The following is a 21,653-nucleotide window of genomic DNA, read 5'->3' as shown; positions in this document are numbered from 1 at the left end:
GTGGCGCGCCGTCAGCACTTCGGCTGGTTCTTCTCCCGGGGCTTCGGACCGCAGGGATGGGGGCACCCCTACCGGGAGTGGAACCACGACTGGACGAAGCCCGGCCTCTACCAGCAGTCGGCCCGCGAGCTGGAGCAGGCCGGCTTCGAGCTGATCGTGATGGAGGACGCCGTCTCGCTCGGCTCCCCGGAGACGCTCGACCTGCGGGTGCGGGGAGCGTACGGCGGGCCGAAGCACGATCCGCTCCTCCTGGCGCCGTACCTGTTCGCGGCGACCGAGCGGATCGGGCTGGCGCCGACGATCAACGCCGGCATCACGCCCCCGTACCTCGCCGCCCGGCAGGCGGCGACGCTGCAGCACCTCAGCTCCGACCGCTTCGGGATCAACCTGGTCACCGACGTCGGCAGCGCCCGCCACGTGGGCCTGGAGCCGCTGTCGCACGACGCGGCCTACGACCGGGCGGACGAGTGGATGGCGGTCGTCCGCCGGCTCTGGCACAGCTGGGGCGAGGGCGCGCTGATCGCCGACCCCGGGTCGGGCCGCTACGCCGACGGCACCCGGATCGACGCGTTCCGGCACCGCGGGGAGCACTTCCACGTGGACGGACCCCTGAACGCCGTCCCCTTCGCGAACGGCGACCCGATCGTCGTCTCCCCCGGCGGGTCTCCGCGCGGCCTGGCCTTCGCCGGCACGCAGTCGGACGTGCAGCTCGCGCTCGCCCCTCTGGAGGCCCGGGCGGTGCGCGACTACCGGGCGCGCGTGCTCGCCGCGGCCGAGCAGCACGGGCGGACGGCGGACGACCTGCGCGTGCTCTTCGTCGTGAAGCCCGAGATCGTGTCGAGCCCGGAGGAGGCCGCGCGCGTCGTCGAGGCGTCGCGCCACCCCGACGAGGACGCGCTGCGGCGGATCGCGCTCGGCTGGTCGAGCGATCTGGAGACCGACCTCACCGGGCTGGACCTGGATCTCCCCGTCCCGCGGTCGGTGTTCGGCGAGCACGTCTCGCACGGCACCATCGCCGGCCTGTACGGCGGCACGGAGGACGCTCCGCTGCGGGAGCTGCTCATCAGGAAGGCGCGCAAGGGCCGCGTCGCCGAGCGCGCCGGCTTCGTCGGTACCGCGGAGGAGTTCGCCGACTTCGTCGAGGAGCTCGGCGACGACGGCGGCAGCGACGGGCTGCTCCTCTCCGGGGACCTGCACCCCGTCACCCTGCACCGGATGCTCGACGACCTCGTCCCCGTCCTGCGCCGCCGCGGGATCCTCCGCGACGAGCTCGCTCCCGGCGGGACCCGCGCCAACCTCTTCGGGACGTAGGGGGGGTCCGCCCCGTCTCACTCCGGATCCTGCGCCCGGCCGGGCACCGGGCGGAAGAATCCGTGCTCGATCTCGTGGGCGAGCTGCACAGCCTCGACACGCGAGGCCGCCCGGTCCACCGCCGGCGGCCCGGCCTCATCGGGGGTGCAGAGGGAGCGGAGGCGCTGAAGGACGGCTCCTCGCCACTGTCGTGCGATGCCGCCCGCCTCGGTGCTCCGCCGTCCCACCTCGTCGAGTCCCCGCGAAGGCGCTCCGCCGTTCACACGGCGGCCCGCACGGCTTCGAGCGTCTCGAGGAGGAGGGGACGCGGCATGGCGAAGACGAGACGCACGTGGTCGGCGTAGCCGGCGCCGCACAGGCGTCCGGAGGTGAGCGTCACTCCCGCCTCGCGCTGCAGGTGCTGCGCGGGATCGGCGAGGCCGAGAGCACCCAGGTCGAACCAGGCGAGATACGTCGCCTCCGGGGTGCGGTGCCCGATCCGGGGCAGCTCGGAGGCGAGGAAGTCGGCGATGAGGCGCCGGTTGCCGTCGAGGTAGTCGACGACCTCGTCGAGCCACGCTCCGCCCTCCCGGTAGGCGGCCGTCGAGGCGATCACGCCGAGATTCGAAGCGCCGTGCTGCACCGCGAACCCGAAGCGCGAGTAGACGTCCTCGTCTGCGTCGTTCGTGGTGATCAGCTGCGCGGCCTTCAGGCCGGGGATGTTCCACGCCTTCGAGGCGCTCGTTCCGGTGACGGAATGCCGGGCGGCCTCCTCCGAGACCGAGGCGTAAGGGATGTGGGGGACGCCGTCGAACCGCAGCGGCGCGTGGATCTCGTCGGCGAAGACCCGCCCGCCGTGGCGCTCGACGACAGCGGCGAGACCTTCGAGCTCGGACCGTGGCAGGACCGAGCCCGTCGGGTTGTGCGGATTGCAGAGCACCAGGGTGCCCGCTCCCTGCGCGAAGGCCGCATCGATCCCGTCGAGGTCGTGCTCCCAGCGGCCGTCGACGATCGTTCCCGGGACCTCGATCACCTCGCGTCCGATGGCCGACAGGTAGGTGAGGAACGGCATGTAAGCGGGGGTAGGCACGATCACCGGTGAGCCGGGGCGGGAGAACTCGGTGACGGCCACTCCGAGCGCGGCCATGACATCCGAGACGGAGTGCACGCGGGCGGGGTCGACCGTCCACGCGTACTGCTCAGCGAGGTACTCCGCGGCGGCCTCGCCCAGCTCGCCCGCAGTCGAGGGGGACAGATAGCCCAGCACGTCGCCGGCCACGGCGTCGTGCAGTGCCCTCCGAACGGCCGGCGCCGTACCGAAGTCCATCTCGGCGACCCAGGCTCCGATGGTGCCGGGGCGGAGGCTCCACTTGCGGCTCGTCGGGCGGTCGAGTCGTTCGCGCGTGAGCGAGTCGAACAGGTGCATGGGAGTCCTCGGGGAAGCGGGCGGAGGGCGCCCCGCTGGTCGATCGGGGCGCCCGAGGCGGGGGCGGCTCAGCTGTTGTCGAGCGGGAGCCCGGGCGGGTTCACCAGGGCCTCGTCCACGGCCTCGTCCTGCAGGCCGTAGGCCGACAGCCAGTCCTGGTACTGACCGTTCCCGATGAGGTAGCCGAGGGCCTGGGCGATCGGCTCGGCGAGTCCGGAGTCCTTCTTCACAGTCGCCGCGATCAGCCCGTCGAGCGATTCGCCCGCTCCGGAGAACGTGCCGGCGTTGCGGGTCGGGTCGGCGCCGTCCTCCGAGATCCGGTTCTGGTAGACCGTCGTCGGGTTGGGCCCGAAGTAGGCGTCGATCCGGCCGGAGCCGAGAGCGAGAGTGACGGAATTGGCATCGGGCAGTCGCGTGATCTCCAGGGACCTGCCCTCGGACTGCAGACGGGCCTGCCACTCGAGCAGGATCTTCTCCTGGTTGGTGCCGCTGCTGACCGCGACGGTGAGTCCGTCGAGGTTCTCGTAGTCGCCGTCGAACTCCCAGTCGTTCGAGGCGAGGACCTGGAACGCGAGGGTGTCGGCGCGGTAGGAGGCGAAGTCGTACTTCTCCTTGCGCTTCTCCGTGACGGTGATGTTCGAGAAGCCGACGTCGCTGCCTCCGGTGTCGATGCCCACGAAGAGGTTGTCCCAGGTGGAGTTCTCCACCTCGGGCTGCAGCCCGAGGACGGCGGCGACGAGGCGGCCGAGATCGGGCTCCGAGCCGGTGAGGGTCTCGGTGTCGGTCCCGGTGAACGCGAGCGGAGGGAAGCCTGCGGGGAGAGCGCCGACGCCGATCGTCAGGGTCCCACGGTCGAGGATCTCCTGCGGCAGCGTGCCGCGGATCTCGTCGACGACCGGCACGTCGATGTCCGTCTCGGTCGCCGCTCCGTTGGAGAGGGCACCCACGGTGACGGTGGTGGTGCCGGAGGCGGCTCCCGGGGAGGCCGGGTCGGAGGCGGCGGCACCGGAGCAGGCCGCGAGGCCCGTCGTCAGCGCGGCGGCAGCGAGAAGCGCCCCGACTCTGGTCCAACGAGTGATGTGCGGTCTGGTCATGATTCGATTCCTGTGTCTGTCGTGCGGATGGAGAGGAGGAGGAGTGCGGGGGCTCAGCCGAGGACTCGGCCGAGGAAGTCGCGGGTCCGCGGATTCTGCGGGCGGTCGAGGACCTCGCTCGGGCTGCCCTGCTCGACGACGAGGCCGTCGTCGACGAACACCACCCGGTCGGCGACCTCGCGGGCGAAGCCGATCTCGTGGGTCACGACGATGAGGGTGCGGCCGCTCTCGGCCAGCGACCGGATGACCTGCAGCACCTCCCCGACGAGCTCGGGATCGAGAGCCGAGGTCGGCTCGTCGAAGAGGATCACCTCGGGGTCGAGCGCGAGCGCACGCGCGATGGCCACGCGCTGCTGCTGGCCGCCGGAGAGCTGCCTCGGATAGGCCGCCGCCTTGTCGGCGAGACGGACGTGCTCGAGCAGGGCGCGTGCCCGCTCGCGGGCCTCCGCGGGCGGCTGCCCCTGCGAGATCGGCGCCTCGGTGACGTTCTCGAGGATCGTCAGGTGCGGGAAGAGGTTGAAGCTCTGGAAGACGAAGCCGATCCTCGCCCTCTGGCGCAGGATCTCCTTCTCGCGCAGCTCCTTGAGCCGACCGCCGCGCAGCCGCACCCCGATCAGCTCGCCGTTCACGGAGACGAACCCCTCGTCGAGCTTCTCGAGATGGTTGATCGCCCGCAGCAGGGTCGACTTGCCCGAGCCGCTCGGACCGAGGATAACCGTGACGGTGCCCGCCTCGACGCGCAGGTCGACTCCCCGGAGCACGGTCCGGTCGCCGTAGGACTTGGTCGCGTTGTGGATCTCGATGGCGGCGGTCATCGCGCACTCCTCAGGCCGGCGAGCGAGCGCCGCACCCGCTGGAGGGGCGTGGGCGCGAGCTCCCGGTGCGCGCCGCGGGCGTAGAAGCGCTCGATGTAGAACTGCACGACCGAGATCGCCGAGGTCAGCACCAGGTACCAGATCGTCGCGACGACGAGCAGGGGGATGATGTCCGTCGGGTACGTGCTGCCGAGGTTCTGAGCGACCCCGAACAGGTCGAGCAGCGAGACGTAGAACAGCAGCGAGCTCGCCTTCAGCAGGCCGATGATCTGGTTCACGTAGGCGGGCACGATCGAGCGGAGCGCCTGCGGGAGGACGATGCGGGTGAACTGGCGGCGCTGCGGGATCCCGAGCGCCTTCGCCGCTTCGTGCTGCCCCTGATCGACCGCGAGCACCCCGGAACGGACGACCTCGGCGCTGTAGGCGATCTCGGACAGGCTCAGGCCGATCACGCCGAGGGCGAGCGGAGGCAGCAGCGACACCGTCGGCACCGACCACTGCGGACCGAAGGGGATGCCGATGCCGACGGTCGGATACAGGTTGCCGAGATTGAACAGGAAGATGAGGACGAGGATCAGCGGCACCGAGCGGAACAGCCAGATGTAGACCCAGCTGAGCGTCGACAGCACCGGATTGCCCGAGAGCCGGGCTACGGCGACGACGAGGCCTCCGACGAAGCTGATCACGGCGCTGATGGCGGTGGCGAGGAGCGTCAGCTGCAGCCCCTTCAGGATCGCCGGACTGAAGAGCCAGGTCCCGACCTTCGGCCACTCCCACGACGGGTTCGTGAAGAGGGTCTGTCCGGCGTTCAGCAGGAGCACGAGGACCAGTGCGGCGACCACCCAGCGCACCGGGTGGCGCAGCGGCAGCACCGGCCGCTCGCCGAGTCGGGCGAGGTCGATGCCTCCGGGAAGGGGGCCGGACGTGTCCCGCGGTCGAGGCGGCGCGATCGTGCCGCTCATGAGGCACGCCCCGTGACGCCACCGCGCAGGCGTGCTCCGCCGTCGGGCAGGGACGCGGTGAGCTGCGCGAAGGAGTCGTCGTGCGCGGTCCGGATCCTCGCGACGTCGAGCGGCCGATCGGTGAGCGTCCGCGCATAGCCGTGCAGGACGACCACCTCCGGAGGCTGGGTCACGTCGTAGAGCGGTGTGTAGCCCGCGGTGAGGTAGAGCCGCTGCGCCTCCGGCTGGAGCGGCCCGGTCGTGAGGTAGACGGTCGAGTAGCCGAGCCGGCGGGCCTCCGCCTCGAGCTCGGCGACCACGCGCAGGGCGAGTCCCTGCCGACGGTGCGCCGAGGATGTCCAGATGCGCTTGAGCTCGGCGGTCGTGTCGTCGAATCTCTTCAGCGCGCCTCCGGCGATCGCGGTGCCGTCGCGCAGAAGCAGGACGAAGGATCCCTCCGGCGGGGCGAACACCTCGCTCGGGTAGCGCGCGAGCTCGGCCGATGCCGGCTCGCCCCAGGCGGTGCCGTAGCGGGTGTCGTACTCGCGCTCGAGCTCGTCGAGCAGGGGCCGGGCCCGCGGGTCATCGGCCCGCACATGGACGAACTCGTCGGCCGCGACGGTGTCAGACGAGGACACGAGCGGCCTCCTCGGCGGCCTGGGCGGCCGCGGCGTCGCGTCGAGCGACCTCCTCGCGCACCAGCGGTATCACGTGGCGACCGAAGTCGAGGGTGTCGTCGACGTAGTCGTAGCCGCGCGCCGAGATGATGTCGACCCCGAGATCGACGTAGTCGAGCAGCGCGGCGGCCACCGTCTCCGGCGTCCCGACGAGGGCGTTCGAGTTGCCGCGCGCTCCCGCGGCGACTCCCGCCCTGGTCCAGAGCGCGCGATCGAAACGGTCGCCTGCGGCGGCGATCGCGAGGAGGCGCTGCGAGCCGGTGTTCTCCGGCGCGGCGAGGCCTCCGGGGGCGGTCTCGCGGGTGCGCGCCTCGATGCGGCGGAGGATCCCCTCCGCCTTCTCCCAGGCCTGCTCCTCGGTGGCCCCGAGGATGGGTCGGAAGGCGACCTGGATGCGCGGCGCGACGTCGCGGCCGGCCGCCGCCGCCGCCTCCCGGATGCTGCGGATCTGCTCGGCGGTGTCCCGCAGCGGCTCGCCCCAGAGCGCGTAGACGTCGCTCTCGGCGGCACCGACGGACAGAGCGGCGGGAGAGGAGCCTCCGAACGAGATCTGCGGCCGAGGCTGCTGCACCGGCCAGACGTCGCTGACGAACCGGGAGAAGCGGTAGTGCTCCCCGACGTGATCGAACGGCTCACGGGTCGTCCAGACCTGCTTGACGATCCTGATGTACTCGGCGGTGCGCGCGTAGCGCTCGTCCTTGCTCAGGTAGTCGCCCTCCGCGGCCTGGTCCGCGTCCGACCCGCCCGTGATCACGTGGACGCTCAGGCGGCCTCCACTCAGCTGATCGAGGGTCGCGAAGGCTTTCGCCGCGACCGTGGGGTAGGAGACGTTGGGCCGGTGCGCCAGCAGCAGCTGGATGCGCTCGAGCCGCGACGCGATGAAAGCGGCGGCGACGGCGGGGTCGGGGGCTCCGGAGTGGTAGGCGAACAGGATGCGGTCCCACCCGCTGTCCTCATGAGCCGCGGCCAGACGCACCGTGTACTCCGGGTCGAAGCTCGCGCCGCTGCGTGCTCGTGTCTCGCTGCCGTCGTTGAGCGCGGCGATGCCGAGGAATTCGATGGGCACTCGAGGCTCCTGCCTGTCGGGGCGCACCGTTCTGCACGCCGTGGGGGCCGACGCTAGGGTCCGCGGCCACCCGGCTCCAACCCGCCGCTACACACTTCTTCACATCGTCACGAGTCGTCACAGAGCGGCGTCCTCACGGGGGAAGAGTCATCGTGGACGCATGTCAGCGCCATCGGACGGGACCCGCTCCCTCGTGATCGTCGGGGGAGGTCCCCGCGCGGTCGGGGTCCTCGAGCGCCTCGCCGCGAACGCCGCCGAGGACGCCCTCGGGCCGGCCGCGCTCGTCGTCCACGTCGTCGACCCGTACCCCGTCGGCCCCGGCCGGATCTGGCGCTACGAGCAGTCGCCGCTGCTGAAGCTCAACTCGCTCGCAGCCGACGTGACGATGTTCACCGACGCGAGCGCGACGATCGAGGGGCCGGTGCGCCCCGGACCCTCGCTGATCGAGTGGGCGGAGGCGGTGCGGGCCGGCCGGATCGCGCTCGCAGAGGGCGACGAAGCCGTGCGCCGCGAGCTCGACGGGCTCCGCGCCGACAGCTTCCCCACCCGCCGGCTGCAGAGCCTCTATCTGCGCTGGTTCCACCGGGAGGCGCTCGCCGCTCTCCGCCCTGACGTCGAGGTCCGCGAGCACGCGGCGCGTGTCGTCGAGGTGCTCGGCCGCGACGACGGTGCGCAGCGGGTCGTCCTCGACTCCGGCGACGTGATCGAGGCGGACCTGGTCCTGTTCTCGCTCGGGCACAGCGGCGCTCTGCCGACGGTCGACGAGACCCGGCTGGCCGGGTTCGCCGAGCGCCACGGCCTCGCCTACCTGCCGCCGTCGTTCACGGCCGACGCCGACCTCGGATCCCTCCGCGCCGGACGCGACGTGATCGTGCGCGGCTTCGGCCTGGTCGCGGTCGATCTCCTGGTGCTGCTCACCGAGGGCCGGGGCGGCCGCTTCGAACGGGACGACGCCGGCGGACTGCGCTACCACCCGTCGGGACGTGAGCCGCGCATCCTGATCGGCAGCCGCCGCGGGGTCCCCTACCACTCGAAGATCGGCTCGACGCTCCAGGGAGCCGCGCCCGAGCCCCGCTGGTTCTCGGCGTCCGTCGTCGAGGAGCTGCGCTCGCGACACCGCCCGCTCGACTTCAGCGAGGACGTCTGGCCCCTGATCGCCCAGGAGATGCTCTGGGGCTACTACCGTGAGCTCTTCACCGGGCACCCCGACCGGGTGAGCACCGACTGGACGCACTTCTCGGAGGTGTTCTCGCGGCTCGACCCGCGCGCCTCGGTCCTCGCCGGCTCCCGCGGCCCGCGACCCGAAGCGGGACAGGGGTACGCTCTCCCCGCACTCGGGGCCGACGCCGAGCGGGTCCTCGGAGATGCGCGGACCCTGACCGCGCTCGTCGCGGACACTGTGCCGGACAGCCTCGACAGGCTGCTCCTCCCCGATCTCGACCGCCCGTTCGCCGATGTGCGGTTCGCCGACGGCTCGGCGCTGCAGGAGGCGGTGCGCGCCTACATCCGGGACGACCTGGCTCTGCGCAGCCGGCAGGAGCACAGCGCCACGATGGCGCTCTTCCTCGCCCTTCTGCGCAGCCACTTCCTCGTCGCCGATCTCACCGCGTCCGCGAGGTGGACACCCCGCTCGCGGATCGAGGATCTGCACGGATGGTGGCTCGGCTGGTTCAGCTTCCTCGCGAGCGGGCCGCCCGCGCACCGTCTCGAGGAGCTGCTCGCACTCTCGGACGCGGGCGTCGTCGACTTCCTCGGCCCGGGCATCCGTGTGGAGACCTCCGAAGAGGAGGGCCGCTTCGTCGCGAGCGGCGGGGCGACCGATCAGGTCGTCCTCGCTGACGCTCTCGTCGACGCGCGCCTCCCCCGGACGTCCGTTGCGAGGAGTGACGACGCGCTGATGCGAGCGCTCGTCGCGTCGGGGTCGGCGGTCGAGGACCTCGTCGACGTCGGCGACACTCTCCTGTCGACCGGGAGGCTGCGCGTGCACCAGGACGACACCCTGCTGCGCTCGACGGCGGGAGGCCGCGTCGGCCGCCGGTACGCGATCGGCCCGTACACCGACTCGCCGTTCGTCGGCGCCTTCTCCCGGCCGGGCACGAACGCGGTGTCGTTCCGCGAGAACGACAAGGTCGCGCGCGCGCTGCTGCGCCGCCTCCGCGCACTCGACGACGAGGAGCTCGTCCGAGCCGGCACCCTGATCCGAGGAGCACGATGACCGCCGCCCCACCCCTCAGCCTCGCCGTCGCCCTCGAGGGCGACGGCTGGCACCCCGCGTCCTGGCGCGAGCCCGGCGCCCGTCCCGACGCGCTCTTCACCGGCGCGTACTGGGCGGACATCGTGCAGCGGGCGGAGCGCGGCGGGATCGACTTCGTGACGATCGAGGACTCCTTCGCCCTGCAATCGGCGGACCCCTTCCTGGCCGACGACCGCACCGACGAGGTCCGCGGCCGGCTCGACGCGCTGCTGATCGCCTCCTACGTCGCCCCCCTCACGAGCCGCATCGGTCTCGTGCCCACGGTCACCGTGACGCACACGGAGCCCTTCCACGTGTCGAAGGCCGTCGCGACGCTCGACCACCTGAGCCGGGGGCGGGGCGGTTGGCAGGTCAGGGTGTCGTCACGCGTCGACGAAGCCTCGCACGTCGGACGACGAATCGCGGCGATCGTGCCGCCGGAGCCGGGCACGCCCCTTCTCGAGGACCCCGCGATCCGCGCCGTCGTCGACGAGCTCTTCGAGGAGGCGGCCGACGCCGTCGAGGTCGCACGGAGACTCTGGGACAGCTGGGAGGACGACGCCGAGATCCGCGACGTCGCCACCGATCGCTTCCTCGACGCCGACAAGGTGCACCGCGTCGACTTCGCAGGACGCTGGTTCTCGGTGCGCGGCCCCGCGATCACTCCCCGGCCGCCGCAGGGGCAGCCCGTCGTCGCCGCGCTCGCACACGCCGACATCCCGTACCGTTTCGCCGCGCGCTCGGCCGACGTCGTGTTCGCGACGCCTCAGAACGCAGCGGACGCCGAGAGGATCCTCCAGGAGATCGCCGAGGCGGAGCGCGGGGCGGGGCGCACGGGCGAGCGCCTGCGGGTCCTCGCCGACCTCGTCGTCGTCCTCGACACCCCGGCGGAGTCCGCCGCGGCCAGACTCTCGCGCCTCGACGCTCTCGGCCGACCGCTCACCGGCGACGCCGCCGTCGCCGCCGGGTCGGCCGCGTCCGTCGCCGACCGCATCGCCGAGCTCTCACGGCTCGGCTATGACGGCGTCCGCCTCCGACCCGCGGTTCTCGCCACCGATCTGCCGCTGATCGCCGACGACCTCGTGCCCGAGCTGCGCCGACGCGGTCTGCTCGTCGGGACGGAGGAGGGCCGCACCCTCCGCTCAGCCCTGGGCCTGCCCACGTCGATCCCGAACCGCTACGCCTCCGAGGAGCAGTCATGACGCGGCGACCGAAGCAGATCGTCCTCGCCGCCTACGTGGGCGGGGTGAACGAGCACACCCTGTGGGAGCACCCCGACGCCGGCAGCCAGGTCGACTTCTCGACGTTCCGCCGCGTCGCAGAGACCGCGGAGCGCGGGCGGTTCGACTACTTCTTCCTCGCCGAGGGTCTGGCACTGCGGGAGCGCGCGGGGCGCCCGTTCGACCATGACATCGCCGGACGACCGGACACTCTGCCGCTCCTCGCCGCGCTGGCCGCGGTCACGGAGCACATCGGCCTGGTCGGCACGCTCAACGCGACGTTCAACGAGCCCTTCGAGCTCGCCCGTCAGATCGCGACCCTCGACCACCTCTCAGGCGGACGAGCGGGGTGGAACGTGGTCACGTCCTTCGACGCCTTCACGGGCGCGAACTTCCGCCGCGGCGGCTTCCTCGACCGCGCCGACCGCTACGCCCGTGCCGAGGAGGCCGTCCGCGCGGTGACGACGCTCTGGGACACCTGGACCTCCGACGCCGTGCGAGCCGATGCCCCCTCCGGCGAGTTCCTCGCCGACTCGTCGACGGGGTCGTTCGCCGTCTCGAGCAGCCAGTTCGACGTCTCCGGCCGTTTCACCGTGCCGCGCAGCCCGCAGGGCCGCCCGGTGATCGTGCAGGCGGGCGTCTCTCCGCAGGGTCGCGACTTCGCGGCGTCGAGCGCCGACGTGATCTTCTCCCCCTACCACCGGGGACCTGAGGCGCACGAGTTCGCGCGCGACATCGCGGCCCGGGTCGCGGCGGCGGGTCGCCCGGCCGGCTCCGTGCGGATCCTCCCGTCAGCCGCCGTCGTCCTCGGCGGCACCGCTGCGGAGGCGGAGGAGAGAGCGCGGTGGATCCGCGATCAGCAACTCACACCGCGCACGATCCAGGTGCTCTTCGAGCAGGTCTGGAACCGGGACCTGTCGGGCTTCGACGTCGACGGGCCGGTACCCGATCTCGAGCCCGACCTCGAGGCGCCGCCGCTGATCGAGGGCCGCGCACTGATCCACGGTGATCGCGCGGGGACCGTGCGCGCCTGGCGTGCGCTCGCTCAGGAGCGCGACCTCACCCTCCGCGGTCTCGCCGAGACCGTCTTCGACCGCACGGAGTACGTGGGCACGGCTGAGCAGGTCGCCGACCGTCTCGACGAGTTCGTGCAGAGCGGAGGCGGCGACGGGGTCGTCCTCGGATCGCACCTGCACCCGGGTGGTCTGGACGAGTTCGTCGACCGCGTCGTGCCGCTGCTGCAGGAGCGCGGTTCGCTGCGCACCGAGTACGAGGGCACGACCCTGCGGGAGAACCTCGGCCTGGAGATCCCCGCCCGGCCGTGACCTCATCCCCTCCGCCCCCTCTCCGACCTCCGAAGGAAGACCATGACCGACGCCTACTACGACCGCGCAGCCGACCGCCGCTACACCGCCGCCTACAAGAAGGAGACCCCCGACGTCCTTGCGGCGTTCACCGCCTTCGACACCGCCGTCTTCGCTCCGCAGGGTCGCGAGATCCCGCTCAAGTACCGCGAGCTCATCGCCTACGCCGTGGGCATCAGCAAGCAGTGCGTCTACTGCATCGACGGCCACGGCCAGAACGCCGTGCGCGCCGGTGCGACCGAGACCGAGCTCGCCGAATCAGCCTGGGTCGCGGCCGCCATCGGAGCCGGAGCCGCCTTCGCGCACGGCCGACTCGGCTTCAAGCTGACCGAGGACCACCCGCACTGATCGTGCCCCCGCCCCAGTCCCTCCTACCGATCGGCCGATCATGACGAACGAACCCGCCTTCAGCATCACCCTCACCCCCTTCGACGAGGACTACTCGCCGGCCCAGAGCTCCCGGATCACCACCAACTTCGCGAATCTGGCCCGCGGCGAGCGCCGCCGGGAGAACCTCCGGACCGCGCTGCGGATGATCGACGACCGGTTGAACGATCTCGTGCCGGGCGACGATCCGAGCCGCGGCCGCTACACGGTCGGGCTCGACATCGTCTCCGTCGGGCTGCGGCTCACCACGGACGGCGAGGACCGGGAGTTCCCCCTGCTGGAGGTCCTGCGCACCCGGATCCTCGACCGCCGCACCGGCCGATGTCAGCCGGGGACACTGGGGAACAACTTCTCCTCCTACCTCCGCGACCACGACTTCAGCGTGCGGCTGCCGGCGGTCAACGCCGCGCAGGCCGGCTTCACCGTCCCCGACGATTTCGGCGTCCTGCACGGCGCGCTCTTCCAGCACTTCCGGTACTCCGCGCAGTACGCGGAGCTCTCGTCGACGCCGCCCATCATCTGCATCAGCGTCTCGACGAGCAGGACGTACCGGCGCACCGGGACCCTCCATCCGATCCTCGGCGTCGAGTACCGGCAGGACGAGCTCTCGCTGACCGACCGGTACTTCGCGGAGATGGGCCTCGGGGTCCGCTTCTTCATGCCGCCCGGCAGCACGGCGCCGCTCGCGTTCTACTGCGGCGGCGACCTGCTGGAGGACTACTCGGACCTCCAGCTCATCGCCACCATCAGCACGATGGAGACGTTCCAGAGGATCTACCGGCCCGAGATCTACGGCGCGCGCTCGGCCGCCGCCGACGTCTACCGGCCGGACCTGGAGCAGCAGGACTACGTGCGGCCCGCGGTCTCCTACGACCGCGAGGAGCGCGGCCGGCTCGCGGTCGAGCAGGGGAGGTTCGCGGAGGAGCATCTCATGAAGCCGCACGGGGAGCGGCTGCGGCAGTGGGCCGCCGAGTACGCGGAAGCGGTCCGATGAGCGCGCGCGGAGCCTCGGCGGCCCTCCCGCTCCTGCCCACCTCGATCGCCGGTAGCCTGCCGAAGCCGTCGTGGCTCGCGCAGCCGGAGACCCTGTGGTCCCCGTGGCGGCTGACCGGCGACGCCCTGGCCGAGGGCAAGCAGGACGCCCTGCGCGCCGCTGTCCACGAGCAGCACCACCGGGGCCTGGACATCGTCAGTGACGGGGAGCAGACCCGGCAGCACTTCGTCACGACGTTCATCGAGCACCTCACGGGCGTCGACTTCGAGCGGCGCGAGACGGTGCGCATCCGCGACCGGTACGACGCGAGCGTGCCGACCGTCGTCGGCGCCGTAGGGCTCGAGAGGCCCGTGTTCGCCGACGACGCCCGGTTCCTGCGCGAGCAGACCGATCAGCCCATCAAGTGGGCGCTGCCCGGCCCGATGACGATGATCGACACCCTCTCCGACCGGCACTACGGGAGCCGCGAGAAGCTGGCGTGGGAGTTCGCGACCATCCTCAACGAGGAGGCGCGGGCCCTCCAGGACGCCGGAGTCGACATCGTCCAGTTCGACGAGCCCGCCTTCACCGTCTTCTTCGACGAGGTGCACGACTGGGGTGTGGCCGCGCTGGAGAGGGCGGCGGAGGGACTCCGCATCGAGACCGCGGTGCACATCTGCTACGGCTACGGGATCAAGGCGAACACCGACTGGAAGGCGACCCTCGGGTCGGAGTGGCGGCAGTACGAGGAGTCGTTGCCGCTCCTCCAGCAGTCCTCGCTCGACATCGTCTCGCTGGAGAGCCACCACTCCCACGTGCCGATGGAGCTGATCGAGCTCGTCCGCGGCAAGAAGGTCATGCTCGGAGCGATCGACGTGGCGAGCGGGACCGTCGAGACGCCCGAGGAGGTCGCCGACACCCTGCGCCGCGCCCTCCGGTTCGTCGACGCGGACCTGCTCCTCCCCAGCACGAACTGCGGCATGGCGCCGCTGCCCCGCGACCTCGCCTGGGGGAAGCTCAGCGCGCTGAGCGCGGGAGCAGCGATCGTCCGCGAGGAGCTCGCGCCCTGACCGGCCTCCGGGGAGACGGGTCGCGGCCGGCCCGTCTCCCCGGAGGTCCCGCCCGCCTCACCCCTCCGCTCGCGCCTCCTGCGCCGCGATGTCCTTCATCGCCAGGTCCGCCCGGCGGAACTGGTCCGTCTCCGGAAGCGCGAGGTGCAGTCCGGCGACGGTCGTGAGCGAGACCGTCACCTCGGCCACGGTCACGTCGAGGACGTGCCCGCCCTTCTCGCGGGCGTCGTCGACGTAGTGCAGGTGGTACCCGGGGACCGACACGGCCTGCTCGAACTGCGGAGTGCGGAACCCCGCGATCGTGCCGCGGGTGTCGGCGATGCCGGTGACGCTCTGGTGGGCGGTCGCCTCGATCAGGGGCGGGTACGGCTCGGTCTGCGCGCCCACGGTCCGGGTTCGGACCTCGGTGAACCGGCCGTCGATCCGCAGGGCGACGGGGATGTTCCCGCCGTCGACCGCGTCGTCGATCAGCCGGGTGAGGCCGGCAAGACCGGTCGGCTCCTCCACCGTGAACGTCGTGGTCGCGTGGAAGGGCAGCACGGCGGCGAAGGGCGTCCGGTCGTCGCCGTCCGCGACCTGGACGGAGCCGTCGCTGCGCAGGTGGTAGCAGACGCCGTCGACGATCACCATCTCGCCGTCCAGGTGGTTGAAGGTGCCCAGCCCGAGGTCGCCGTGGGTGAGCAGCTCGCCGATCGTCAGGTCCCCGTCGTAGACCCCGGCCAGCAGGGCGGCCATGGTCGAGCTCTGGTAGATCGCGTAGTCGTCGGTCGAGTCGACCGTGTGCGTGCTCATTCGAAGGCGTCCTCGACCAGGTGGGCGGCGATGTCGACGTTGCGGCTGTAGTCCACCGCGACGTCGATGATCGAGACGCCCGGCTCGGCGAGGGAGGCGCGGAAGGCCTCCTCGAACTCGGCGAGGCCGCTCACCCGCCTGCCCGTGGCGCCGAACGCCGCGGCGAACTTCTCGATGTCGTAGTCGCCGAGCTGGACCCCGGACTTGCGGCCGTACTTCAGCAGCTGCTGGAAGCCGACCATGTCGTAGGTGTCGTCCCGCATGATCACGTGCGTGAACGAGAGGCCGAGCCGCGTCGCCGTCTCGATCTCCGTCGCGGAGAACAGGAACCCTCCGTCACCCGAGACGGAGACCACCGGGGTCCCGGGGCGCAGGAGGCTCGCCGCCATGCCCCACGGGAAGGAGACGCCGAGGGTCTGCTGCCCGTTCGAGAAGAGCAGGTGCTTGGGCTCGTACACGCGGAAGTGCCGGGCCATGAAGATGTAGTTCGAGCCGATGTCGCAGGCCACGGTGGCGTCGTCCGAGAGCAGGTCGCGCATCAGGAGCACGAGGCGGGCGGGATCGACGGTCCCGGGAGCCGCCTCGGCCGTCCGCGCCGCGTCGTCGATCCGCTCCAGCTCGCTCCGGTGCCGGGCGACCCGGTCGGCCGCGTCCTCGTCGAGCTGCAGGCCGGAGACGAGGGGCGTGAGGGCCGCGACCGTCTGCGCGAGATCGCCCTTCAGCTCCAGCGCCGGCAGGTAGTGGTTGTCCAGCGGGGCGTCGACGGAGTCGATGTGGACGATCCGGCGGTCGACGTCGCTGTTCCAGATCACCGGGTCGTACTCGACGGCGTCGTAGCCGATCGCGACGACGAGGTCGGACTCGGCGAGGGCGAGGTCGGCGGGCTGATTCTTGAACAGGCCGACGCGGCCCAGGTAGTGGTCCTCGAGCTCGCGGGAGACGAGGCCGGCCGCCTGGAACGTCTCGATCACCGGCAGCTCCGTCTCGCTGATCAGGACCCGCAGTGCCGCCACGGTCGCCGGCTCCGACGCGCGGAGTCCCACGAGGAGGACGGGCCGCTCCGCGGTGTTGATCAGGTCGGCGGCGTGGGTGAGGTCCTCGGCGCGCGCCGGACCGCTCATCGGCCCCGTGGCCGCCCGGGTGATGACCTGCGAGGTCGGCGCGGCCATCACGCTGGCCGAGAGGACGACCGCCGCGGCGCCTCGGGGCTCGGCGACCGCGGCGCGGAAGGCGTTGCTGACCGCCTCCGAGACGTCGTCCGGATCCGTCGACTCGACCGTGTACTTCGTCACGGTGGTGAGGAAGGCGGCCGCGTCCATCGACTGGTGCGTGCGCTTGAGGCGGTCGGAGAGCTGCACGGCCCCGGCGAGCGCGACGACCGGGTCCTGCTCCGTGTTGGCCGTGAGCAGGCCGGTGGCGAGGTTGGTCGTGCCGGGGCCGGAGGTCACGAGGACGACACCCGGGCTGCCCGTGAGCCGTCCCACCGCGGCCGCCATGAAGGCGGCGTTCTGCTCGTGCCGGCAGACGATCAGCTCCGGCCCCTCGTCGGCGAGGACGTCGAAGACCGCATCGATCTTCGCTCCCGGGATCCCGAAGACGTACTTCACGCCGTTGGCGGTCAGGGTCTCGATCACCCGCCGTGCACTGCGCGTCTCGACGTTCGGCTGCTCCATGGTCCGCTCCGCTCTCTCCTCGGTTGTACCGACGAGCGTAGGAACGGGGGCACCCGGAGCGACCCGGTCAGATGACTCGTTCCCACCCGTGCATCTCCGGCGGCGTACCGATCGCAGTGACGGAGCGCTCGGCCGGGACACGCTCGGCTCCCCCGCCGACGGTCTGCTCCGAGAGTCGTCCGACGCTCGCCGCGACGTCCCCGGTCGTGATGGACTTGCCCGCATGATGATCTCTCCGCGCGAGTCCGCGCACGACACGAAGGCAGGCGTCTGATGGCCGAGGAGCGCGCGATCCTCGCGGGCGGATGCTTCTGGGGGCTCCAGGAGCTCATCCGCGACATGCCGGGCGTCTTCAGCACCCGCGCCGGGTACGCCGGCGGCAGCACGCCGAACGCGACCTACCGCCACCACGGCGACCACGCGGAGGCGGTCGAGATCGAGTTCGATCCCGAGCAGCTCTCCTACCGCGACCTGCTCGAGTTCTTCTTCCAGGTGCACGACCCGACGACGAAGAACCGTCAGGGCAACGACATCGGCACGGCCTACCGGTCCGTGATCCTCTTCCTCTCGCCTGAGCAGGAGAGGGTCGCGCGCCGGACGATCACCGAGATCGACGCGTCGGGCCGCTGGCCCGGACCGGTCGTCACCGAGGTCGAGCCCGCCGGCGAGTTCTGGGACGCCGAGGAGGAGCACCAGGACTACCTGCGCAAGCACCCCGGCGGCTACACCTGCCACTGGGTCCGGCCGAAGTGGGCGCTCGACGCCTGATCCCGGTCACGCGGGACGCGGGGCCCCGGGCTCCGCTCCCGCGGGCACGGCTCGCGCGCGGTGCGCGAAGAGAAGCACGACGGCGACCGCCGAGAGCACCAGGGCCGGCGTCGGGGCCCAGGCCGGAGCGAGCGTCACGGTCGCCGCTCCGACGACGGCCCCGACCGCGAGGCTCGCGACGATGAGCGCCTGGAGGGTCCTCGACCCGGACGAGCGCTCGGCGAGCTCCTGCATCAGGCTCGTGAGCGTGCCCGTGACGAACGTGGTCGTCAGGCCGGCGGCGCCGGAGATCCGCTTCGCGAGCACGGTCTGCAGCCCGAGCGCCGCCGCGCTGGTCGCGATGAACGCGCAGTCCACGAGCAGCGATCTGCCGCCCTGCACCGTCGGCCAGGCGACCGCGACGGCGAGCTGGAGGACGACCCCCACGAGGGCGATCGCGCGGAGCGGACGTCTCCCGTCGCCGGTCGACGACGTGCGCGCCCGCGTCGTGCGGAACCCGGCGTAGACCGCTCCGGCGAAGAAGACGATCGCCGTGACCGCTCCGGCCGCGGTCGTCAGCCAGGCGGAGCGGGGGTACAGCCCCAGCAGCACCAGGTTGCCCGTCATGTTCGCGGTGAAGATGCCGCCGAGCAGGAGGAACGCGAACGCGTCGGTCGCGCCCGAGGCGATCGCCAGCAGCACCAGGGCGAGCCTGAGGCGCGCGGGCCCGGTCACCGCCGTCACGCGAGGCCCTCAGCCATGGAGCTGCCGCCAGGTGACGATCTGCTCTCCGCGGAGCTCGTAGCTCCCGAAGCAGCGGAGCCAGTGGCCCTCCCCCGTGTCCGAGCGGAGGTGCAGGGCGTGCTCGGTGAGGACGACGCTGCCGGCGACGGCGATCGTGACGAGGGCGATCCGGATCTCGGTGAACGCCCGGTGGACCTCGTCGCACATGTCGAGGACCCGCGCCCGCCCCGCGATCTCCTGCGAACTCGACGCGCTGTAGACGACCTCCGGATGCAGGAACGGGACGAGCTGGCGGCTGTCGCGAGCGCTCCACACCTCGAGGAAGTCGCGCACGACCAGCTCGTTCTCGATCATCGCGACGCCCCGCACCGACGCGTCCTGCCAGCTCTCGGCCATGGGTCCTCCCGCCGTCCCCGCACCGACACTCGTCGATGGCGACGAGCCTGCCCGAGAGCGCCCCGGGCGCCTACGCGTCGGATGACCCGATCTCCCCGCCGGCGGGCTCACCGCGCGTGGGCCGTCGCCAGCTCGCCCCAGTGCGTCGTCGCCCGGAGCGAGAGGGCGTCGCGCTTCATCGTCCACACCGGCCCCGTGCGGATGCCCGCCAGCCCGAGGCCGACCGCGGACCGGCCGTGGCGCTTCGTCACGGCGTCGATGGTGGCGCCGAGGCCCTTCGTGTCGAAGGCGGTGTCGAAGATCTCGAGCAGCGCGTGGGAGTTCCGAGGCGACAGGTTCGTGAGGATGACGCCGGCCCGCACGTAGCGCGCGCCCTCCCGCAGCCGCGGGCGCAGGGTGCCGATCGCGGCCCTCACCATCGCCACCGGGTCGTCCGTGGGGACGGGGAAGCCGGCCAGGCCGCCGGCGGACTCGTACGGCGCGTCCGCGAACGGCGACGTCGACGCGAACACGCTCATCGTCCTGGTGACCGACTCCTGAGCGCGGAGGCGGTGGGCGGCGCGCTGCGCGTAGACGGAGAGCACCTGCTCCATGCCCGCGATCGTCGTCACGGGAGTGGCGAACGACCGGGAGAAGATCAGCTGGTCGCGGACGGTGCGAGCGGCCTCGAGGGGGATGCAGTCGACGCCGCGCAGCTCGTAGACGGAGCGCTGCAGGACGACCGAGAACTTCTTGCGGATAAGCACGGGGTCCGCGTCGCGGAGGTCGCGGACGGTGTGGATGGACAGCTCCGCGAGGCGCTTCCCTGTGCGGCCGGCGACTCCCCACAGCTCGGTGACGTGCTGCGAGGCCATGAGCGCGTCGAGCTGCTCGGGCGTGTACCAGTCGGTGTCGCAGACGCCCCCCAGGCGCGGGTGCTTCTTCGCTCCGCCCTTGTTGACGAACTTCGCGAGAGTCTTGCTCGGCCCGAATCCGACGCAGACGGGCAGGCCGACGTTCTTCGCGACGGCCGCCCGCATCGCCCGGCCGATCTTCGCCCGCTCCGCCACGTCGCCGTCGACGCCGAGGAAGGACTCGTCGATCGAGTACACCTCCTGCCAGGCGGAGTAGCGGCCCAGCAGCTCCATCACGCGCGCGGACAGCTCGCCGTACAGCTCGTAGTTGCTCGATCGGGCGATCACCTCCGGGAGGCGACCGGAGCGGATGAGCGGCTCGATCTGGAACCAGGGCGTGCCGTTCTCGATCCCGAGCCTCTTCACCTCGTCGGAGCGGGCGACCACGCAGCCGTCGTTGTTCGAGAGGACGACGACCGGCCGGCCCGCGAGCCTCGGATCGAACAGCCGCTCGCAGGAGACGTAGAACGAGTTCACGTCGACCAGGGCGATGCGCCGCTCAGAGCGCACGGTGCAGCCGGTGGAGGCAGACGGTGACGACGCCCCACACCTGGAGGTCGCTCAGCTCGGCGACGTGGATCGGCGGGTACTCCGGGTTCTCGGCCCGCAGCACCACTCCCCCGGGGTGCAGCTCGAGGCGCTTCACGGTCAGCTCGCCGTCGAGGATCGCGATGACCACGCTCCCGTGCGTCGGCGTGATCGACCGGTCGACCACGAGTTCGTCGCCGTCGCTGATGCCCGCGCCGACCATGCTCTCGCCCGAGACTCGGACGATGAACGTCGACGTCCTGTCGCGGATCAGGTGGTCGTTGAGGTCGAGGGACCCGTCGAAGTAGTCCTGCGCCGGCGACGGGAACCCCGCCGCCACCGCCTCGCTGGTGACGAGGAAGGTGACGGCGACGGCGTCCGAGGCCGGAGTCGCGATGCGTTCCACGACGGTCACGCTCATGGTCGACTCCCTCCTCGTGGTATCGAACGTGTGTTCGAACGCGTCCGAGTGTAGGTCGGGGGCACCGACATTCGGGGGGCGCTCGGCGCCGTCCTCGACCGCCGGCGAGGAGGATCACCGGCGACGCCGCTGGGAGCCCGGAGGAGTGGCGCGTCGGCCGACGCGAGTCCAGCCTCCCTGGAGCCTTCTCCGGCACGATCCGACCTCATCCCCTCGGAAGGAGCCCCTCCCATGCGCGCATCCCGTCCCCTTCCCGGCGACCCCTGGCCGTCGGAGATGGTCATCACGGTCGAGGACAACCCCTCAGCGCTGCTCGAGCTCCTCTGGATCCGCGAGGCGCGGGGCCTCACCCCGGCGGGCGACGGGCCGCCGCCGCTCGAGCGGTCCCCGGAACGGGTCGGGTCGGCGGAGCCCGGCGCCGACGAGCAGCGCGCCTGGCCTCAGCTGTGGCACGACTGCGTCGAGCATCTGGCGGTCGAGACCGGCCCGCTCCTCCGGCAGCTCTCCAGCACCGCCGACGGATCCCCCGAGCGCGCACGCCTCCTCGACCTCGCGCGCGGCCCCGGCTGGCGGGAGCGCTTCGGCGACGACTCCCTCGGAGCGCCTTTCCGCGCCTGGCACGACGAGCTGCGGTCCGCCCGGATGGACGCACGGGACATCCCTCTGGACGCCGCCCCCGAGCGGCGCTGCCTCGGCTCCCTCGTCCCCGCCTGGGAGGCCGGACTGACGACGGTGGTCACCCTCCCCTGCCGCGGCGAGTACACGCGCGCCGTCTCCGGCTCGGTGCTGCTCCTGACCGACAGCGACCACCGGGACCCGGACCGCTACGCGGCCGCGCTCCGCCGGTTCGCCGACGGCTCTCTGGAGTGACGGGGCACGGATCTCCGGATCGGATGAACGCTC

At 71.9% G+C, this 21,653-nt stretch carries 21 protein-coding genes; 9 read left to right on the top strand and 12 right to left on the bottom strand.

The window, feature by feature from the left end:
* Entirely contained in the window at positions 1-1,311 is a 1,311-nt protein-coding gene (locus C5C99_RS05745) for an LLM class flavin-dependent oxidoreductase (protein WP_104339762.1), read from the top strand.
* A 259-nt stretch (positions 1,312-1,570) separates the two neighbouring features.
* Here C5C99_RS05745 and C5C99_RS05740 read toward each other — a convergent pair whose 3' ends face one another.
* From C5C99_RS05740 to C5C99_RS05715, 6 genes are all read right to left on the bottom strand, one after another.
* Complete coding sequence (locus C5C99_RS05740; RefSeq protein WP_104247108.1) at positions 1,571-2,716, bottom strand: MalY/PatB family protein; 1,146 nt, start codon at positions 2,714-2,716, stop codon at positions 1,571-1,573.
* Between the two features lie 68 nt (positions 2,717-2,784).
* Positions 2,785-3,810, bottom strand: a complete 1,026-nt coding sequence (locus C5C99_RS05735; protein ID WP_104223286.1) for a transporter substrate-binding domain-containing protein — start codon at positions 3,808-3,810, stop codon at positions 2,785-2,787.
* 53 nt (positions 3,811-3,863) lie between these two features.
* Complete coding sequence (locus C5C99_RS05730) at positions 3,864-4,625, bottom strand: amino acid ABC transporter ATP-binding protein (protein WP_104223287.1); 762 nt, start codon at positions 4,623-4,625, stop codon at positions 3,864-3,866.
* The gene (locus tag C5C99_RS05725) at positions 4,622-5,587 is read right to left on the bottom strand and encodes an amino acid ABC transporter permease (protein WP_104339761.1); all 966 of its coding nucleotides are present in this window, start codon (positions 5,585-5,587) and stop codon (positions 4,622-4,624) included. The genes C5C99_RS05730 and C5C99_RS05725 overlap by 4 nt, the downstream gene beginning before the upstream one ends.
* A complete protein-coding gene (locus C5C99_RS05720) occupies positions 5,584-6,204 on the bottom strand; it encodes a GNAT family N-acetyltransferase (RefSeq protein ID WP_219812286.1) in 621 nt (206 codons plus the stop codon). Before C5C99_RS05720 ends, C5C99_RS05725 begins: the two co-directional genes overlap by 4 nt.
* Positions 6,191-7,309 carry an LLM class flavin-dependent oxidoreductase gene (locus C5C99_RS05715; protein WP_104223289.1) on the bottom strand — a complete coding sequence of 373 codons (1,119 nt, stop codon included), beginning with the start codon at positions 7,307-7,309 and terminating at the stop codon, positions 6,191-6,193. The genes C5C99_RS05720 and C5C99_RS05715 overlap by 14 nt, the downstream gene beginning before the upstream one ends.
* A gap of 160 nt (positions 7,310-7,469) precedes the next feature.
* Between C5C99_RS05715 and C5C99_RS05710 the strand changes: the two genes are divergently transcribed.
* From C5C99_RS05710 to C5C99_RS05685, 6 genes are read left to right on the top strand one after another with little or no spacing between them, the layout of a single operon-like run.
* Positions 7,470-9,524: an FAD/NAD(P)-binding domain-containing protein gene (locus C5C99_RS05710; RefSeq protein WP_104257615.1), complete on the top strand. Its 2,055-nt coding sequence runs from the start codon at positions 7,470-7,472 to the stop codon at positions 9,522-9,524.
* Positions 9,521-10,744 (top strand): LLM class flavin-dependent oxidoreductase, encoded by a 1,224-nt coding sequence (locus tag C5C99_RS05705; RefSeq protein WP_104339760.1) that lies wholly within the window; start codon positions 9,521-9,523, stop codon positions 10,742-10,744. The genes C5C99_RS05710 and C5C99_RS05705 overlap by 4 nt, the downstream gene beginning before the upstream one ends.
* A complete protein-coding gene (locus tag C5C99_RS05700; RefSeq protein ID WP_104223292.1) occupies positions 10,741-12,087 on the top strand; it encodes an NtaA/DmoA family FMN-dependent monooxygenase in 1,347 nt (448 codons plus the stop codon). Before C5C99_RS05705 ends, C5C99_RS05700 begins: the two co-directional genes overlap by 4 nt.
* 42 nt (positions 12,088-12,129) lie before the next feature.
* Positions 12,130-12,474, top strand: coding sequence for a carboxymuconolactone decarboxylase family protein (locus C5C99_RS05695; protein WP_104223293.1), 345 nt, complete (start codon positions 12,130-12,132; stop codon positions 12,472-12,474).
* A 40-nt stretch (positions 12,475-12,514) separates the two neighbouring features.
* On the top strand, positions 12,515-13,507 hold the full coding sequence (locus C5C99_RS05690; protein WP_104339759.1) for a putative oxygenase MesX: 993 nt from the start codon (positions 12,515-12,517) through the stop codon (positions 13,505-13,507).
* A complete protein-coding gene (locus tag C5C99_RS05685) occupies positions 13,504-14,556 on the top strand; it encodes a methionine synthase (protein ID WP_104262243.1) in 1,053 nt (350 codons plus the stop codon). The genes C5C99_RS05690 and C5C99_RS05685 overlap by 4 nt, the downstream gene beginning before the upstream one ends.
* 57 nt (positions 14,557-14,613) lie before the next feature.
* Here C5C99_RS05685 and budA read toward each other — a convergent pair whose 3' ends face one another.
* On the bottom strand, positions 14,614-15,348 hold the full coding sequence (gene budA / locus C5C99_RS05680) for an acetolactate decarboxylase (protein WP_104226545.1): 735 nt from the start codon (positions 15,346-15,348) through the stop codon (positions 14,614-14,616).
* The gene (alsS, locus tag C5C99_RS05675) at positions 15,345-17,021 is read right to left on the bottom strand and encodes an acetolactate synthase AlsS (protein WP_104339758.1); all 1,677 of its coding nucleotides are present in this window, start codon (positions 17,019-17,021) and stop codon (positions 15,345-15,347) included. Before alsS ends, budA begins: the two co-directional genes overlap by 4 nt.
* Positions 17,022-17,294: 273 nt before the next feature.
* On the opposite strand from alsS, the gene msrA reads away from it, so the two are divergent.
* Positions 17,295-17,789: a peptide-methionine (S)-S-oxide reductase MsrA gene (gene msrA, locus C5C99_RS05670; protein ID WP_104283991.1), complete on the top strand. Its 495-nt coding sequence runs from the start codon at positions 17,295-17,297 to the stop codon at positions 17,787-17,789.
* A 6-nt stretch (positions 17,790-17,795) separates the two neighbouring features.
* Here msrA and C5C99_RS05665 read toward each other — a convergent pair whose 3' ends face one another.
* The 4 genes from C5C99_RS05665 to C5C99_RS05650 all read right to left on the bottom strand — a co-directional run bounded on the left by C5C99_RS05665 (position 17,796) and on the right by C5C99_RS05650 (position 20,750).
* Positions 17,796-18,503: a YoaK family protein gene (locus tag C5C99_RS05665; RefSeq protein WP_181074551.1), complete on the bottom strand. Its 708-nt coding sequence runs from the start codon at positions 18,501-18,503 to the stop codon at positions 17,796-17,798.
* 18 nt (positions 18,504-18,521) lie between these two features.
* Positions 18,522-18,908, bottom strand: a complete 387-nt coding sequence (locus tag C5C99_RS05660) for a nuclear transport factor 2 family protein (protein WP_104339756.1) — start codon at positions 18,906-18,908, stop codon at positions 18,522-18,524.
* Between the two features lie 107 nt (positions 18,909-19,015).
* The gene (locus tag C5C99_RS05655; protein ID WP_104339755.1) at positions 19,016-20,311 is read right to left on the bottom strand and encodes a Y-family DNA polymerase; all 1,296 of its coding nucleotides are present in this window, start codon (positions 20,309-20,311) and stop codon (positions 19,016-19,018) included.
* Positions 20,301-20,750 carry a LexA family transcriptional regulator gene (locus tag C5C99_RS05650; RefSeq protein ID WP_104233991.1) on the bottom strand — a complete coding sequence of 150 codons (450 nt, stop codon included), beginning with the start codon at positions 20,748-20,750 and terminating at the stop codon, positions 20,301-20,303. Before C5C99_RS05650 ends, C5C99_RS05655 begins: the two co-directional genes overlap by 11 nt.
* 231 nt (positions 20,751-20,981) lie before the next feature.
* Between C5C99_RS05650 and C5C99_RS05645 the strand changes: the two genes are divergently transcribed.
* A complete protein-coding gene (locus C5C99_RS05645) occupies positions 20,982-21,620 on the top strand; it encodes a hypothetical protein (RefSeq protein ID WP_104339754.1) in 639 nt (212 codons plus the stop codon).
* Positions 21,621-21,653: the final 33 nt, after the last annotated feature.

The organism is Rathayibacter sp. AY1C4 (genome assembly GCF_002932195.1).
GTDB lineage: Bacteria > Actinomycetota > Actinomycetes > Actinomycetales > Microbacteriaceae > Rathayibacter.
The sequence above is the reverse complement of the archived record's forward strand: the minus strand, read 5'-3'. Positions and strand labels throughout refer to the sequence as shown.

Bases quoted from the DNA above. Each gene is read 5' to 3' on its own strand.
- C5C99_RS05690 (WP_104339759.1), top strand. From the start codon at position 12,515: ATGACGAACGAACCCGCCTTCAGCATCACCCTCACCCCCTTCGACGAG.
- C5C99_RS05725 (WP_104339761.1), bottom strand. From the start codon at position 5,587: ATGAGCGGCACGATCGCGCCGCCTCGACCGCGGGACACGTCCGGCCCC.
- budA (WP_104226545.1), bottom strand. From the start codon at position 15,348: ATGAGCACGCACACGGTCGACTCGACCGACGACTACGCGATCTACCAG.
- C5C99_RS05660 (WP_104339756.1), bottom strand. From the start codon at position 18,908: ATGGCCGAGAGCTGGCAGGACGCGTCGGTGCGGGGCGTCGCGATGATC.
- C5C99_RS05705 (WP_104339760.1), top strand. From the start codon at position 9,521: ATGACCGCCGCCCCACCCCTCAGCCTCGCCGTCGCCCTCGAGGGCGAC.
- msrA (WP_104283991.1), top strand. From the start codon at position 17,295: ATGGCCGAGGAGCGCGCGATCCTCGCGGGCGGATGCTTCTGGGGGCTC.
- C5C99_RS05645 (WP_104339754.1), top strand. From the start codon at position 20,982: ATGCGCGCATCCCGTCCCCTTCCCGGCGACCCCTGGCCGTCGGAGATG.
- C5C99_RS05730 (WP_104223287.1), bottom strand. From the start codon at position 4,625: ATGACCGCCGCCATCGAGATCCACAACGCGACCAAGTCCTACGGCGAC.
- C5C99_RS05735 (WP_104223286.1), bottom strand. From the start codon at position 3,810: ATGACCAGACCGCACATCACTCGTTGGACCAGAGTCGGGGCGCTTCTC.
- C5C99_RS05710 (WP_104257615.1), top strand. From the start codon at position 7,470: ATGTCAGCGCCATCGGACGGGACCCGCTCCCTCGTGATCGTCGGGGGA.
- C5C99_RS05685 (WP_104262243.1), top strand. From the start codon at position 13,504: ATGAGCGCGCGCGGAGCCTCGGCGGCCCTCCCGCTCCTGCCCACCTCG.
- C5C99_RS05695 (WP_104223293.1), top strand. From the start codon at position 12,130: ATGACCGACGCCTACTACGACCGCGCAGCCGACCGCCGCTACACCGCC.
- C5C99_RS05700 (WP_104223292.1), top strand. From the start codon at position 10,741: ATGACGCGGCGACCGAAGCAGATCGTCCTCGCCGCCTACGTGGGCGGG.
- C5C99_RS05650 (WP_104233991.1), bottom strand. From the start codon at position 20,750: ATGAGCGTGACCGTCGTGGAACGCATCGCGACTCCGGCCTCGGACGCC.
- alsS (WP_104339758.1), bottom strand. From the start codon at position 17,021: ATGGAGCAGCCGAACGTCGAGACGCGCAGTGCACGGCGGGTGATCGAG.
- C5C99_RS05740 (WP_104247108.1), bottom strand. From the start codon at position 2,716: ATGCACCTGTTCGACTCGCTCACGCGCGAACGACTCGACCGCCCGACG.